The organism is Chitinophaga agrisoli (genome assembly GCF_008386695.1).
GTDB lineage: Bacteria > Bacteroidota > Bacteroidia > Chitinophagales > Chitinophagaceae > Chitinophaga > Chitinophaga agrisoli.
The window spans coordinates 333,241-348,384 of sequence record NZ_VUOC01000004.1 but is presented as its reverse complement, the minus strand read 5'-3'; the positions used below and the strand labels follow the sequence as shown (position 1 = coordinate 348,384).

The 15,144-nt window shown below is 51.9% G+C and carries 11 protein-coding genes; 1 reads left to right on the top strand and 10 read right to left on the bottom strand.

The window, feature by feature from the left end; translation table 11 throughout:
• The first annotated feature begins 7 nt into the window (after positions 1-7).
• Complete coding sequence (locus F0L74_RS20715) at positions 8-1,699, top strand: STN domain-containing protein (RefSeq protein WP_149839826.1); 1,692 nt, start codon at positions 8-10, stop codon at positions 1,697-1,699.
• A 123-nt stretch (positions 1,700-1,822) separates the two neighbouring features.
• Here F0L74_RS20715 and F0L74_RS20710 read toward each other — a convergent pair whose 3' ends face one another.
• The 10 genes from F0L74_RS20710 to F0L74_RS20665 form a co-directional block, all read right to left on the bottom strand.
• Positions 1,823-2,005, bottom strand: coding sequence for a hypothetical protein (locus tag F0L74_RS20710; protein ID WP_149839825.1), 183 nt, complete (start codon positions 2,003-2,005; stop codon positions 1,823-1,825).
• A 155-nt stretch (positions 2,006-2,160) separates the two neighbouring features.
• On the bottom strand, positions 2,161-3,267 hold the full coding sequence (locus F0L74_RS20705) for a TIGR03118 family protein (RefSeq protein WP_188316088.1): 1,107 nt from the start codon (positions 3,265-3,267) through the stop codon (positions 2,161-2,163).
• Positions 3,268-3,400: 133 nt separating this feature from the next.
• A complete protein-coding gene (locus tag F0L74_RS20700; RefSeq protein WP_149839823.1) occupies positions 3,401-5,611 on the bottom strand; it encodes an ATP-binding protein in 2,211 nt (736 codons plus the stop codon).
• 198 nt (positions 5,612-5,809) lie between these two features.
• Positions 5,810-6,022 carry a hypothetical protein gene (locus F0L74_RS20695; RefSeq protein ID WP_149839822.1) on the bottom strand — a complete coding sequence of 71 codons (213 nt, stop codon included), beginning with the start codon at positions 6,020-6,022 and terminating at the stop codon, positions 5,810-5,812.
• A gap of 131 nt (positions 6,023-6,153) precedes the next feature.
• Positions 6,154-6,849, bottom strand: coding sequence for a LytR/AlgR family response regulator transcription factor (locus F0L74_RS20690; protein WP_149839821.1), 696 nt, complete (start codon positions 6,847-6,849; stop codon positions 6,154-6,156).
• Between the two features lie 135 nt (positions 6,850-6,984).
• Positions 6,985-7,596, bottom strand: a complete 612-nt coding sequence (locus F0L74_RS33665; protein ID WP_213087041.1) for a hypothetical protein — start codon at positions 7,594-7,596, stop codon at positions 6,985-6,987.
• Positions 7,597-7,649: 53 nt separating this feature from the next.
• Positions 7,650-8,963, bottom strand: coding sequence for a DUF4302 domain-containing protein (locus F0L74_RS20680; RefSeq protein ID WP_149839820.1), 1,314 nt, complete (start codon positions 8,961-8,963; stop codon positions 7,650-7,652).
• Positions 8,964-8,975: 12 nt separating this feature from the next.
• Complete coding sequence (locus tag F0L74_RS20675) at positions 8,976-9,884, bottom strand: zinc-binding metallopeptidase (protein WP_149839819.1); 909 nt, start codon at positions 9,882-9,884, stop codon at positions 8,976-8,978.
• A gap of 31 nt (positions 9,885-9,915) precedes the next feature.
• A complete protein-coding gene (locus F0L74_RS20670) occupies positions 9,916-11,367 on the bottom strand; it encodes a RagB/SusD family nutrient uptake outer membrane protein (RefSeq protein WP_306462927.1) in 1,452 nt (483 codons plus the stop codon).
• The gene (locus tag F0L74_RS20665; protein ID WP_213087040.1) at positions 11,367-14,756 is read right to left on the bottom strand and encodes a SusC/RagA family TonB-linked outer membrane protein; all 3,390 of its coding nucleotides are present in this window, start codon (positions 14,754-14,756) and stop codon (positions 11,367-11,369) included. The genes F0L74_RS20670 and F0L74_RS20665 overlap by 1 nt, the downstream gene beginning before the upstream one ends.
• Between the last annotated feature and the right edge of the window lie 388 nt (positions 14,757-15,144).

The following is a 15,144-nucleotide window of genomic DNA, read 5'->3' as shown; positions in this document are numbered from 1 at the left end:
GCACGCGATGCGCCTGTTACTAACGGGTCTTTTAATAAGTTGTACAACACTGTCACTACAGGCCCAGGGCCTGTTGAGTAACCCTGTTACTATATCGGTACGGCAGGAGCCGTTATGTGTGGTACTGAACAAAATAGCCAGCCAGGAGCATTTCTCCTTTTCCTATAACGCAGCCATTCTGCCGCAGGATAGCCTGGTGAGCCTCTCCGTGCAGGAGCAGCCCTTGCGGCAAGTGCTGGACCGCCTGTTTGCAGGGCGGTATGATTACCTGGAAGAAGGCCGCTACCTGATCCTGCGGCCCGCTACGCACAACCTCTATGGCGCGTTGCCGCCTATGCAGGTACGCAACCTGGAGCCTATCACTATATGGGAGAAAAAGCTGCTGGCGCGCAAGGGAAGGAAAGCCAGTTTCCGGCCTTTTGGCGGGGTCACCTATGGTACTTCTTACGGCGCGCTAGGCGGCCTTTTTAACATTCACCGTGGCGATGGCCGTAACCTGCAGCTGGCAGGGGTGGTAAATATCAATGAAGGTAATTTTAAAGGCGTGCAGGCCGCCGGCGTCCATAACAGAGTGGTGGATACCTTAAAGGGCGTCCAGGTATCATCCGTATTGAATGAAGGGAGTGGCGTGGTGCGTGGCGGACAGCTGGCACTGGTGAACCGTGCCCGTAAACTAAAAGGCTGGCAGATAGGCCTGGTGAATATAGCAGACAGCTCCAGCGGGTACAGCCTGGGTATCCTGAACCTGGTGCGGGATGGCTATCACCAGATAGTAGCGTCCACGAATGACCTGCTGAATACTAATATGGGCGTTAAGCTGGGCAATGCCCACCTGTATAGCATTATTAGCGCCGGGGTAGATATCTCGAAACATCAGAAAGCATTTGCCGTTGGGTTTGGGCTAGGGCACGATGTGGTATTGGGCAAAGCCGTGTCTATTGGCGTACAGGCGCAGTATAACCTTATTAAACGGCTTACCTGGGATAACCGGCTCCTGCAGCTTAAATCGCTGGTGAATGTGCGGGCAGGCAAACACCTGTTGCTGTTTGGCGGACCGGTATTCAACCGGTATATCAATAACGATCCCCCGTGGGATGGTTATAAGGATATTGTAACGCCGGAAGCGTATGCTGCCGCGTATGCCCGTTACGAGCACGCCACACGGAACTGGGTAGGCTGGGAGATAGGTATTGCCACGCCCTCGTTGTTAACGCCGCAGGCCGGACAGCAGCAGCAAAGCCGCAAAGGCTGGTGGCTATCCGCCGGGCCTTTGGTGAACGTTAATTTCCGGGGGGATTGGAACCCCGGTCTGGAGGCTTACCTGGAGAAGGGATGGGAAGGGAACATATCGCTGCTGCTCATTACCGGCTGGATGCAATTAATGAACCGGAGGGTTACCACCAGTCCAAGCCCTTATATCCCATATTATAACATCATTGAAACGGAAGATGCGTTCAGTTTTTTTCCTTTAATGGCGGGCATCAGGATCTTAACAGGCCGGTACTTTTATGTGGGCGCTGCCGCCGGCCCGGGGATTAAGATGGGCGGGCTGCAGCCTGGTTTGCGGTTTACCGGCGCCCCGTTGCTGGGCTTCCAGGCGGGCCATTGGGATCTGGGCGCCCGGATGGAATATATTGGCCAGATTGGATGGACGCCCATGTTACGCCTGACTTATGGCGGTATAGTTAAAGAAAGTTAGTATCAATACATCACACGAGTACCGGCGCTTATCATGGCGCGGGTAAAAGACTTGAGCTGTAAAAATCAGAAAGCCCACCGCCGTCAGGCAAGTGGGCTTTTCTGTTGCATCTTATCCGTGCTATTAGCCTTTCTTCTCTTCTTTCATTTTCTTCACATGATGATGACCAGCCTTAGTGGTGTCAGAAGACATTTTGCCTTCTTTGGCAGCTTTAGGATGTTTTGCTTTTGCAGGCTCCTGAGCAAAAGTGATAGCGGTAACGCTCATAAATACTGCAATAGCGATCAGGCTTTTCTTGATGTTCATGATGTTTCTTTTTTTGAATTGTTCAATAATGTTTTTGTAGAACTGCTGACCTAAAATTAGCCGTAACTATCCACCCTATTGCCCCCCTTTCGGTGAACAGGGAATAACTGTCGTTGAACAGGAAAAAAGAAACGTTGCTATTTAAAAAGGCAAGATCAGGGCTTTCTTACCAGGTAGCCAAACAGGCCATGGGTCTCCTTTTCAGGCCCTGCGGCAAAATATATACGGTTGGGATCCTGTTTGGGCATATTTGCTTCCAGCGCCCAGAGGCCATCCACTTCCAATGGTTGTTGTCCGCTCTTTAGCTGGCCCAGAAAGCCGCCGTTGAGGTCGTACATATTAATACGGCCATCGCCGAAATTACCCACCAGGATGGTCTCTTTACCGCCGGAGAATGTGGCGTTTGCCAGGGCCAGGCCCCAGGGGGCGTTTAAGGAGTCTTTGGATGCAAAACGTTTCACCAGCGTACCGTCTGTTTTGAAAATATCAACATAACCGCTGCCCACTAATTTTTCCGCACCGCCGGGTATGGGTTTGGCATAAGCAACAAACAGCATATCGTTGATCAGTTTGATGTTAAACGGCGTAAAACCGGTTGGCATCTGCGGATCAAGAAAAGGTTTGCTGGTGACAGCGTGGAAGTTCTTATCAAATACATCGATCTTACCTGAGAGGCTATTGGCTGCATACAGGTAAGCAGCGCCTGCATCTTTGGCTATGGTTACGCCGGTATATACCGCGGTAGCGGAGTTATCTACTACTGTTACAGCAGTGGGGCCGGCTGCCCAGGCAGCCACTGAGCCGGTGATGGTAACAAAGATAAAACGGCTTTTTGCGGTGATCTTATCCACCTGGAAAATGAAATTGGTGGAGTCATCATTGAAGACCTGACCGGTCACTACACCTATTCCGGGGAATGGCGGAAGACCGGGGCCTGCCAGCGGAATGGTCACGGGCGCTAATACGGTATCGCCTCCCCGATATAGGGTACTAAGCCCTTTGAAAGCGGAGGATACCCAGATGGTGCCGGCCGGGGATGATGAGATGCCCCAGGCATTTACCAGGTTGGTATCAATGACGGCTGCATTAAAACCGGGTCTGTCTGATACAAGGTTAACCTGTTGGTAATCGTTGCGGGCCGGTTGCGGCATTGGATCCTGGTTATGATCGTCTTTGTGGCAGCTTGCGGCAAATGCAAGGCTAAGCATGGCCATACCCGTTCTAAACGCCGGGCGGGCGAAGATGGTTAACTTCTTTTTCATTGTTGCTGTTCTCTTAAGTTTTTGAATAAAGACACAATTGCCCGTAGCATGGATACGGTCAAGTCCGCATAAAAGCGAATGCATGCATATACGCAGTAAAAAAGGGGAACGTTGCTTTGATGGGAAAAATTACTTAGACAAGTATCTCCAGCGCTTCTTCTACCGCCTGCATACAGAGTAGCCGCAGGGTGTCAAATTGCGCGGCGGTTTGTGCGGGATCATAATGGGCGGCGTGCAGCTGCTCCATGGGGGTGAGATAGGGGTAGAGCTGCCGCTCCAATCCGATAAACGAAACGGTGGTCTTGATGTTATGGGCTATGCTGCGGATAGCGGTGAGATCCTCTTCCATAATGGCTTTTTTTAAGAGGGAAAGGTCTTCCGGCAGTTGTGCAATGAATTGTTGCAGCATGGTGCGCTCAAAGGCCTGGTCGCCTTTGGAGAGCTCCCGCAGGTACTGGAGGCTGATCAGCTGTGGCGGCGCCTCTTTATGCAGCGGCAAATGCACATTGGCGGCCAGCCATTCCGGCGGCGCTGTTTTGCCGGTAAAGACCTGGATCAGGCGGTACAGCTCTTCTTCGCGGATGGGTTTAGCCACATATTCATTCATGCCGTAGCTGAGGCATTTTTCGCGCTCGCCTGCCATAGCGTGGGCGGTCATGGCGATGATGGGAATATTGGAATGCAGCTCCTGGCGGATCTTCTGCGCGGCGGTATAACCGTCCATTTCCGGCATCTGTATATCCATGAGCACCAGGTCGAAATGCTGTTTTTCGAGGGCGCTCAGCACATCACGGCCATTATTCACCACCTGGAAACGCAGGCGCCAGTTATGCAGCAGGTGCCGCAGCAGGTCCTGGTTCATGCGGTTATCTTCTGCTATGAGCAGGTGAGCGTCTGTGGAGGCCAGCGGCCCATGGCCATTGTGGCCGTTGTACAGGTCTATGCCGGATTCCGGGATCACTTCGCCCAGGGTATAGGGCAGCTCTACTTTAAAGGTGCTGCCTTTTCCTGGCAGGCTTTCTACTGCTACGCTGCCATGTTGTAGCTCTACCAGCTGTTTTACGATGGCCAGCCCCAGGCCGGTGCCGCCGTATTTGCGGGTGGTATTGGCCTCTGCCTGGTTAAAGCGGTCAAATACATGCGGCAGTTTATCCGTGGCGATACCAATGCCGGTATCCTTAACGGTAAAGAGCAAACGAACAAAAGTATCGTTGCCTCCAATGCGGCCCACGCGGATAGTAACGGCGCCTTCGTTGGTGAACTTGATGGCGTTGTTGATGAGGTTTACCAGCACCTGTGTAAGGCGTAAGGCATCGCCGTATAATATATCCGGCACATTATCGTCAATGAGCACGCTGAGGCTGAGGCGTTTTTCCGCGGCCTTGGGCAGGAACATGGTCTGCAGGGAATGCAGGCTGCCGCGCAGGCTGAAGGAAACGGGCTCCAGCCGCATCATACCGGATTCTATCTTGGAAATGTCGAGTATATCATTGATGATATCCAGCAGGTTCTCACCGGCGCTCTGGATGGCGCCCAGGTATTCCCTGGATTTTTCATTGAGGGGCTGGCCCTGTAACAGGCGGGTAAAACCCAGCACCGCGTTCATGGGCGTCCGGATCTCGTGGCTCATATTGGCCAGGAACTGCTCTTTGATGGCAGACAGTTTACGTTCCTGCTGTTGTGATTCGTCCAACGCTTCTATCAGCTGCTCCTGTTTCTGGATACGGCTGGCAATGTATACAAAGCCCAGCAGGCTGGCAATACAGGCGCAGCACACCAGTACAGTGCCCCAGTGCAGGGCTTTCTGCCCGCTGGTATCTACGATGTGCACGGTGTGGTTCACGGCTGTTTGCCGGGTGCTGTCCAGTGAATGCAGGATATTATTAATGGCCTCTCCCAGGCGTTTGCCTTTCTCATTGTTGATGATCCTTTCTGCCGCATATTTGCCCTGGCCATAAAAAGTATCCAATACCTGTACGCTGAAATTATTCTTTTCATCCACCAGGTAATTGAGCTGGGTGAGCAGCTTTTCTGTGCTGTCGTCCAGCATCATTTTATTGATAGTACTGAGGTCTGATTTGATAATGGCTATTTCTGCCTCAATGCCGGTGATGTGGAGGGTATCCTGGGCAATAACGGTGCCTCTTACCTTGCTGTCTGTTTTGGCGATATTGGTTTGCAGTTTCTGCAGCTCGTTCTTCACTTTCAGTTCCTGCAGCATCTGTTCATTGCCGGAGATGAGCTGGCGGATATTCCGCGAAGAATTGAACTGCAGGATGATAAACAGGATCATGCCTGTGATGGACAGGCCCAGTAAGTAGTATTTGATCCGTTTAGACTGCATGATGATGTGCTAATGTGCTAATATGCTGATGTGCTAATGCAATAACTCTAAATTACGATTTTAAGAGGTATTGGTTTGTATTCCGGAGAAATAGCAGTCCTGATAAGCAAAATCTGGCCCGATATGCTATCGGACCAGATGGTTTCCGTTTAACGAATACTTAAACCTATACTATATTGCTTACCATAACGAACGGGCCTATTTAGCTTTAGGTGCGGCAGTGCCGGCAGCTTTTGATTTAGCAGTATGGTGTTTAGCGTGGGCCTTATGAACCTTATGCGCTTTCTGTGTTTTTTGTGCGGGCGCGGTTTGTTGTGTGTTGTGTTTTACGGTTTTGGCCGTGTTATTGGCAAATGTGGCGGTACCTGCAAACAGCATAGCTACGGCCATCAACATTCCTAACTTTTTCATTGCTGTAATTTTTTGCTGTGATATAAATGAATAACGACCCAAAGATACAGGGGGGAGCAGGGCCATTTTATCATAAATGGTTCAACGGGCAGGAGCTGTCGGTGGAATGGGAAAAACTGTCGGTTAAGGTATTACAGCAGGTTCAGGCGGTTGTTCAGCGCGCCGCGGTAGGCGTCTGCCACGGGGATGGCGTTGTTCTGTATGTTGATGGTACCGTCTTCTATGGCTTCGATCTTATCCAATGCTACTATGTAGGAACGGTGTACGCGCATAAAGCGGTTGGCGGGCAGTTTTTCTTCTACTGCTTTTAAGGTAGTGTGTATGGCATGGAATTTATGTACGGTGTGCAGCTTTACATAATCGCCCATGGCTTCGAGGAAGAGGATGTCTTCCATTTTGATACGTTTCAGTACGCCGTTATCCCGGATAAATACAAATTCATTATCTGCGACCTGGAGTTCCCGGCTGTTACTGTCCAGTATTTCGCGGGCTTTTTCGATGGCCTGTATAAAACGGGCGGGGCTAACGGGTTTTATGAGATAGTCTGCCACATTGAGCTCAAAGGCTTCTACGGCGTAGTCCTTTTTTACGGTGGTGAAGATGATCATGGGTCTTTTGCGGCCCAGGTTGCGGGTGAGCTCAATACCGCTCATACCGGGCATTTCTATGTCCAGCAGCAGCAGGTCCACTTTTTCTTTCTGCAGCAGGTTATAGGCTTCCATAGCGCTGCTGCATTCCGCCACTACCTGCAGTTGTTCCACATGGCTGGTAAGCTGTTTCATGGCGGTACGGGCCAGCTTGTTATCATCTACGATCAGGCAGTTCATAGGCGCTAATTTAAGGCATTTGCGCAATTATGGCGGTACCGTTTGCAAAAAAGCCCGGGGCAGGAAGCGGCGCTGCGGGTAAGTTACCCGTATCATCACTTCCGGCGCCAGGCTTTAGCGTGTCAAATGCAAGGGCTAATCCTTTAGCTTCAGGTACGCTTTTACCGCGTTATAATTTTTCCAGTCAACCGTTTTGGCCATACGTGCCGCTGTGCCGCCAGGTATCAGGATATACCGGTATTGCAATACCTTGTCGCCCTGTTGCGTGAGGCCGGTGCCTGCATCCTGGTTGGCATACAATATTATATTGCCGACTACAAATTCGACCAGCAGGTTTAAATTAAAAAAGAGACCATCATACATGGGCAGGGGCGCTACATCCGGGTTGGCTGCGGTACCCAGGTTTATGTACACTTTTATTTCGCCCTGGTTTACGATGTCTGCAGTGAGCTTGGGAGCGTCGATGAAAGCATGGTAGCCAACGGTATCCCATGTGCCAGGGGTAGTGGTGCTCTCTACAGAGTCCGGGATAAACGCCACATCCAGCCATTCTGAATAGATGACGTTAGCAGTGCCGGAATCGCCCTTGGGACCTGCGGGACCGGCCGGGCCAGCAGCGCCGTTAGCGCCGGCCGGGCCTTCAGGTCCTGCTGGGCCGGCGGGACCGTCTTTGGAGCATGCAACATACAATACGCTGACAGCCAGTAACAGCAGGAGGTAGGTAGACCGCTTTAGGAGTAGTTTCATACATTTTCGATTTGAGGTGGAGAGAATGAATAATGATTATTGTCCTTGAATAATTATTGTTCCCATGTTATCCAGGCCCGGGCGTCTTTTGCGCTCACCATATCATAACTGCCCGTGCTGGTCTGTACCAGGTAATAGCCGCTGGGCTCCTCCATTTGTGTATTGATGTTGTTATAAATGGAGACAGCGGATGCTGGTACGGTACCCAGGGTGCCCAACAGCCGGAAGATCACGCGGCCATTGGCAGTAAAAGTGGGCGGTTCCCAGGCGGAGCCAAATTGCAGGGCCAGGGAATTGTTAGCTACCACTACGTAACCCATTACATCGTAGGTGACGCCATCCTGTGTGTTATACTCCGGCCAGTAGATGGCGAAATAGAAATTGGGTATGGAGCGCATGCGAAAGGCATCGTCTACGCCATTTACATGGAAACCGTTGCCGGTTATCCAGTAACCCTGCTGGCTGGCCATTGTTTCCCACCAGCGGCGGGGCGCGCCCAGGTCATTCTTAATGGGGCTGATGGCGCCCGCGATGGTACCTGGCGTGTTGCCGTTTATGGTTACGCGGAGGGTGTTGTTGTTCCAGCCGGCGCCGGTAAGCCGTGTAATGGTACGGGTACCGTCGTTAAAAGGCGTTTCCAGTATCAGCCCCTCGCGGGTATAGAAATAGGCGGACGTGAACTGCCGAAGCGTGCCGCCGGCGTCTGCCCATACAAAGGTGATGGTGCGTTGCAGCACATTAAAGCGCAGGTCATAGGCAGCGCCGCTAAATGTTAACCGCTTAAAGTACTCCTGTATGTTAGCGATGTACTGGAAAGAGAGGGTATTGCGCCAGTCGCCGTTCTGCCAGGCGGCGGCGTCCTGTGGTGCGGCGCGGAGCAGCGTTACTTTTGTATTGTTAAAGCGGCCGGTGAGTTTAATGCTGTCCGTGGTAACGGTGTCTATGGAAAATTCGAAGTCTGATACGAGGCCGCTGCCATCGTCACCGCCATTTACGTTGCCGTCCGGGTCTGCCAGCTGGTGCAGGTAAGAGTAGGTATCAAAGATAAGGGAGGGCTGCTGCAGGGCCTTGAGGCGGTAACTGCTTTCACGGGCATTGCCGGCGGTGGCCGTGTCAATATCTGCGTACATGCTTACCCGGTTGTTGGGCTTAAACTGGAAATGGAAGTTAAAGATGCCGCCGGTACCGGTTACAATACGCGCTTCCCAGCCATCCGGCGCGCCTATTAAAGCAGCCTGGTATTTGCTGAGCGCTTCGTTGATCCGTTCATCCGCAGTCTTATCAAAGACCGGATCATCGTCCTTACGGCAGGCGCCTATGACCAGCATAAAAAGCAGTAAAGGTGTATATATGGACGTAAGTTTCATCTGCAATGTTATTTAGCGGATCATTGTTTCAATGGTGGCCCTGGTGCGCGCCTGCAGGTTGTAAAAATTGATGTTCCAGGTATCCTTGTAATAGTTCACTATCATCGTTTCTTTCTGGCGCAGTTTGTCTTTTGCCTGCGCTGCCGTAGTGCCGTTAGGGCTGGTGCCGCTGATATTATCCACCAGCGCATCAAAGCCGCGTTTGCCTTCTGTTAACATAAAAGCGATCATCTCCACAAAATCCTCGTCCGGGGCCGACATGGCATAGGCGGTCACAAAACCATCCTGGTTGGCCTCGGTATTGGATACATTGTTCCAGTTAGAGGTATAACGGCCAACGGTGATGCGTTTAAAGTCCGGGTTGTACAGCACTTTCTGTTGCAGGATATGCCCAAACTCGTGCTGGATGGTATGGAACATCTCCTTTACATTCAGGGAGTCAAAAGGCACATAACCGGGCATGCCCTTAACGCGGAAATCGTTCATCACGTACAGCACAATACGGCGCCCACCTTCTGCGGTGCCAATGGTAACGGTGCCATCGCTGTTATAACTGCCGCTGCCTATCAGCACAAAGAATTTAGGGCAGTTCTGTTTCATGAACAGTTCGCCGGCTTCTGCCACGTAGTTATTGATCCATACTTTTTTTACGGCGCTCATCACGGGGATGATCTTTTCTTCTTTTGGGGGCGTAAGGGTGCGGTTAAAATCCAGCTCGCCCTGGTCCCATTTGTATTTGGCGGAGATATTATACGGCGTGGTGAGGCTGTCCCGGATCCAGATATCGATAGGGCCGGGCGTCCAGGTATCGCCACCCAGGCCGGGAATGTTATCCACGTTGCCGGGATCATCATCCTTACTGCAGGCGGTCATGAGCCCCAGCGCCAGTATGTATAAGAAGATATTGATCCTTGTTTTCATGTTTTCGTTTTTGTCTTTTAATGGAACAGGGTTATCGCGGATTTAGCTGCAGGCCTGCTATGCGTGCGGATTCCGGCAGCTGGAACACTTTTCGCGGGTCATCCGGCGTGATGCTGATGATCTGTCCGTCAACGGTGAAATGTGTGATGGGCGAATTATAGCGGATCAGGTCCAGCCAGCGCATGCCTTCGTGCACAAACTCCGCCCGTTTAAAGCTGAAGAGCGTGGCCAGTATACCATCCTGCAAGCTATTAAGCCCGTAATAGTTCCTGATCTTCTGGGCGTTGATGATATGCGCGGCAGCATTATACTGGTCAATACGGGTGCTGGCATATGTGTTCAGGTCTGCCAGGGCAGCGGTGGTATTACCCAGGTAGGCGTTGGCCTCAATACGGTTAAACAGCGCTTCCTCTGTGGTAAGGGCGGGCAGGGCTATATAGGCCACGCCTATATCCGCATTGATGGCGGTGCGCACAAAATATTCATTGATCTTGGGCAACAGGTAATTCTCCGCGCCTACGGTAAAGGTCTGGAAGTTAAAGGACCAGTTGCCGCCGGTTACATTCTCCTCAAAGATCTGGTCGCGTTTCTGGGCGGTGAGCGCATACCTTACGGTGTAGTAGTTACGGCCCCACCAGGAGGGCGTTTCTATCAGCAGCAGGTTGGCAGGCTCCGTAGCGCGGGCATAGCGGGCATACAGCTCCAGGTAGGTAATGCTGGTGTACTGGGTATTCCAGGGCCGTAATACTGCGGCTATATTGCCGCTGAAGACCTGGTTGGCATGTTCCACCACCTTGGCGTAATCCTTCTTAAACAGGTAAAAGCGGGCGGCAAAGGCATGGGCGGCAGCGCGGGTAAAATGATAACGGGGAATGGTATAGCGCTTATCATCCAGCAGGGGCAGGCCGGCCACAATGTCTTTTTCGATCATGTCATATACATAGGCGACCGTTTTTCTTTCATATTTCTTCAGCACCACGTTCTCCGGCTCTGTTACGTATGGGATGCCCATGTCTGATCCGGCGCTGCTTTCATCATACACTTTGGAGAAGACCGTTACCAGCATAAAATGGGCATAGGCCCTTGCAAGCAATGCCTCTCCTTTCTGGGAGCGGTAGGCGCTGGGATTGGGAGCGGTGTTGCAAGTCTGCAATGCCTGGTTGGCGGCGGCAATGGCGGCATAACAGGCGTCCCAGTAATACTCCGGGGAGTCCTGGCCATTATCATCCACATTGCGGAAAAAGTAAGGGTCTATATTGGTATTCTCCAGGGTGCCGGCGCCTTTATCGCCTACATTATCGGAAGCGGATTCAAAGAACGACATATAGTTGGCCTGCGGGTAGGCGGTTCCCAGCAGCTGGCCTACCTGTTCCGGCGTTTTCAGTTCCGCCCGGTTATCCGGCGGCTGCTCCAGGAATTTCTTACAGCCGGCTGTTGTGAACAGGAGGAGGAGAGCGGTATATACAATTAGCTTTTGCATCATCAGAGACTAACTTTTAATGAAAGCGTGAATTGTTTCTGTATGGGCTGCGCTACGCCGCCGGAGTTAAAGAACTCGGGGTCCTGGCCTTTTAGCTTGCTATCGGAATAAATGAGCCAGGGGTTGATGGCAGCGCCGGTTACAGAGATATTATTGAACCGCAGGCGCTGCAGCAGCGCGGCGGGTAATACGTAGGTAAGCGATACTGTTTTCAGCCGTACAAAATCGCCTTTGGCTACCCGTTCATTGGAGTAGTTGTAGTTGTTGTAAGGATAGGACCCATCCAGGCGGGATTGCTCAAAAGCGCCCAGTATAGAGGGCACGGTGGTCAGTTTCTCATCGCCGGGTAACACCCATCTGTCTGCAAATTCCTTTGGCATGGCGTCCAGGTCAGAGTAGCCGGTACGGAAGGCGGGATACAGGCGGATCTTGTTGCCTGCCTGGTAAGTAACGAATATGTTGAGGGAAAAGGCTTTGTAGTTGAAGGTGTTGGAGAACCCGCCGGTATACACAGGGTCTACCTGGCCTTCGTATACCAGGTAATCCGTGTTCTGGTCCTGCAGGTATACAGCGCGGCCGGTCTTGCCATTTTCATCCATGAACAGCGGTACGCCGGTCTGGTGGTCCAGGCCCTGGTAGCGCAGGGAGAACAGCCCGCGAACGGGATACCCTTCCTTGTTGCCGCCTTCTGCCACTACCAATGAAAAGATGTTGGGCTCATTGCGGGCATTGGTGATCTTATTGCGGTTATACCCAAAGGTGAAGTTGGTGCTCCAGCCCCAGTTCTTTTTGCGGATGATACGGCCGCCGATGAGCACATCCGTACCGTAGGAATCCAGGTCCGCGTAGTTGGCGGCCTTGAGTGATTCCCCGCCAATGGCGGAGGTTTTGATAATGCTGATGAGGTCAAAGCTGTTGCGTTTGTATACGTCTACGCTAAAGTTAAGCCGGTTATCGAACAGGGCCGCGTCTACGCCTACGTTAGCGGTATACAGCTTTTCCCAGGTAAGGTCTGTATTCTCCAGGTTGGCCAGCTGTATTACAGATTCCACTTCTGTAAGGTAGGGGCGGCTGGTGTTAATATTGCGTAATACGATGGTGGAGTTGGTAGCGGGGCCCATGCTGGCGGTAAGGCCGTAGCTGCCGCGCAGGGTCAGGTAATTTAGCCATTTAACGGATTGCAGGAAAGGCTCGCGGTCTGCATTCCAGGCGCCGCCTACGCTCCAGGTAGGCAGCCAGCGCGCGCGGGTGGAGTTACCCAGGCGGTTAGAGCCATCATAACGGCCGGTGCCGGTAATATTATATTTAGAGCGGTAGGAGTAGGTAGCGGTGCCGTAAAAGGCTACAAAGCGGTCATAATCCTTGCTCATACCAAAATAAGGGAAGTTGGTCTCTATGGTTTGTTTGAGGATACGATAGTCGTACAATGGCGTACCCCCGTTATCGTATTGGTAGCCATAACCGGTATTATTGAAGTTCTGCCGGTCTGCGGATTTTACCTGCATACCGCCCAAGACCGTAATGGCGTGATCGTCGTTAAACGTATGTTGATAGTTAAGACTGTTGCGGAAATCATAACTTACCAGCAGGTCTTCCGTACGGTTATAGAATCCGCCGTAAGGCAATACCACCTGCGGTTCTGACTCCGGATCATCCGGATCGCGGTACAGGAAACGGTTGTTCTGCCGGATGGTGGAGTTGCCGGCGGCGCGGTAGGCCTCCGCCATATTGGCGTGCTCTTTTACCTGGTGCTCCCGGGTGGATTTTACATACCGCAGCGCGCCTACGAACTCATACCGCAGCCCTTTGAACAGCTGGTAGTTGAGCTCTCCCTGCAGGCGCAGGTCCACCACGTTAATGTCCATATAATTATTAGCCAGCTCGTTGATGATATTAAAGGGGGCAAAATTGCGGCGGAAGTATTCGAGGTTGCCCTGTTCATCATACGCCGTTAGGGTGCGGCTGCTATTGAGCGCATAACTAAAGGGATTGATATCAAAGTCGCGGTCGTACTGTCCGGACACCGGGTTGCTGTTACGGGCCAGGGCGCCGGGCGCTTTCTGTTGCCGTACGGAGGCCAGGGTAGAAAAGCCTACCGTAAGGCGGTCGTTAAACTTATAGGTGTTGCGGAAGTTGAGGGTATACCGGTGCACGCGGTCTGCGATCGTCCACCCGTTATCGCCATAGTAGCTGGTAGAGAAATAGGACTGGGAACGGTCTGTACCAAAGGAGATGCTGAGGGAATGCTCCTGCATAAAGTTCTGGTTAAAGAGCAGCCCAAACCAGTCCGTATTGGCACGGGCATACCGTTTCAGGAATTCTGCCTTAGCTTCCGGCGTATTGGCCAGGGGAAAGTTGCCGCGGCTGTCCGCATCCATGAGCTCATACATTTTACCATATACGCCGTTATCCGCGCGGTTCAGGATCTCCGGGCTCAGGGAGCCTTTGCGCTCCAGTTCCGCCAGTACGGACATCTGCTCGCCGGAGTTCATGATATTATAGTTGCTGTAAGCAGGTTTAAGCTGGGTGCTGAAGTTGCCGGTATAGGTAACCACCGGTTTGCCGGCCCGGCCTTTTTTGGTGGTGATCACGATCACGCCGTTCATGGCCCTGGCCCCGTACAGCGCAGCAGCGGCGGCGTCTTTGAGGATATCGAAGCTTTCGATATCATTGGCGTTTAAACCGGCTACGGCGGAACCCAGCAGGGTAGTAGGGTCGCCGCTGGACAGCTGCTCGTTGGAGATGTTAACGATATCTTCCAGTACCACGCCATCCACCACCCATAGCGGTTTATTATCACCGTTAATGGAGGTAGCGCCGCGCACGCGTACTTTTGGCGCTGCGCCAAAGGTACCGGATACGTTCTGGATGGATACGCCGGCCGCGCGCCCTTCCAGCATGCGGCTTACATCCACGATACCGTCTATCTTAATATCCTCTGCCTTCAGGGTGGTGGCGGCGCCGGCAAATTTGCGCTTCTCCACGTTCTGGAAACCGGTAATGATCACTTCGGACAGGGCGCCTTCCAATGCGCCTAACGAAATGTTAAACCGCTGACCATTAAAGACCCTGATCTGAGAGGCCTTGCCTACATAGGAAAACCGGAGGCTGTCGCCCATACGGGCATTGATAATGAATTCGCCGGATGCGTTGGTGAGTACGCCCCTGTGGGTAACCAGGTTCTCAACAGTGGCGCCGGGCAGCGCTACGCCTTCTTTTGCATCCGACACTTTACCACTCGCTTTGATCAAAGGGACCGTATCCTGGAAAGCAGCCATGGGGAGGGAGTACGCATGGGCGGGGAGCAGCGGCGCTAAGCACAACGCCAGGATCATGAGCCGGAACCATTTTATCAATCTGTGGATATGACAATAGTTGTCCGTTAAAATCATAGACGATTTTGATTTTGGTTCGTATTCGTATAGCGGTTGACGATAATGTCACATCACAGGTTCGGAGTTAAGCTCTAGTAAACATCTGTTGAAATAAGCCCGGAATGTTGGTTGATAGTCCTTTTTTTAGTGTTCTTGTATAGGCGCAAAATGATCCTGGTATAGATGCATATGTTGAGTACCCCCTGCACAGATTAGTTAATTAATATGCTGATATACCGGAAATGCTGTTGGTTGATAAATAAAATAGTTAATCTTCGCTCAGGTTGCAGCAGCACATCAGCATATTAGCCCAGTTGCATATCGCTACTGAAGTTAACAATATTTTACAAGTTTCTGTATGAAATTTTACAGGATCATGATACCAGCTATTTTAATAAATGAATAA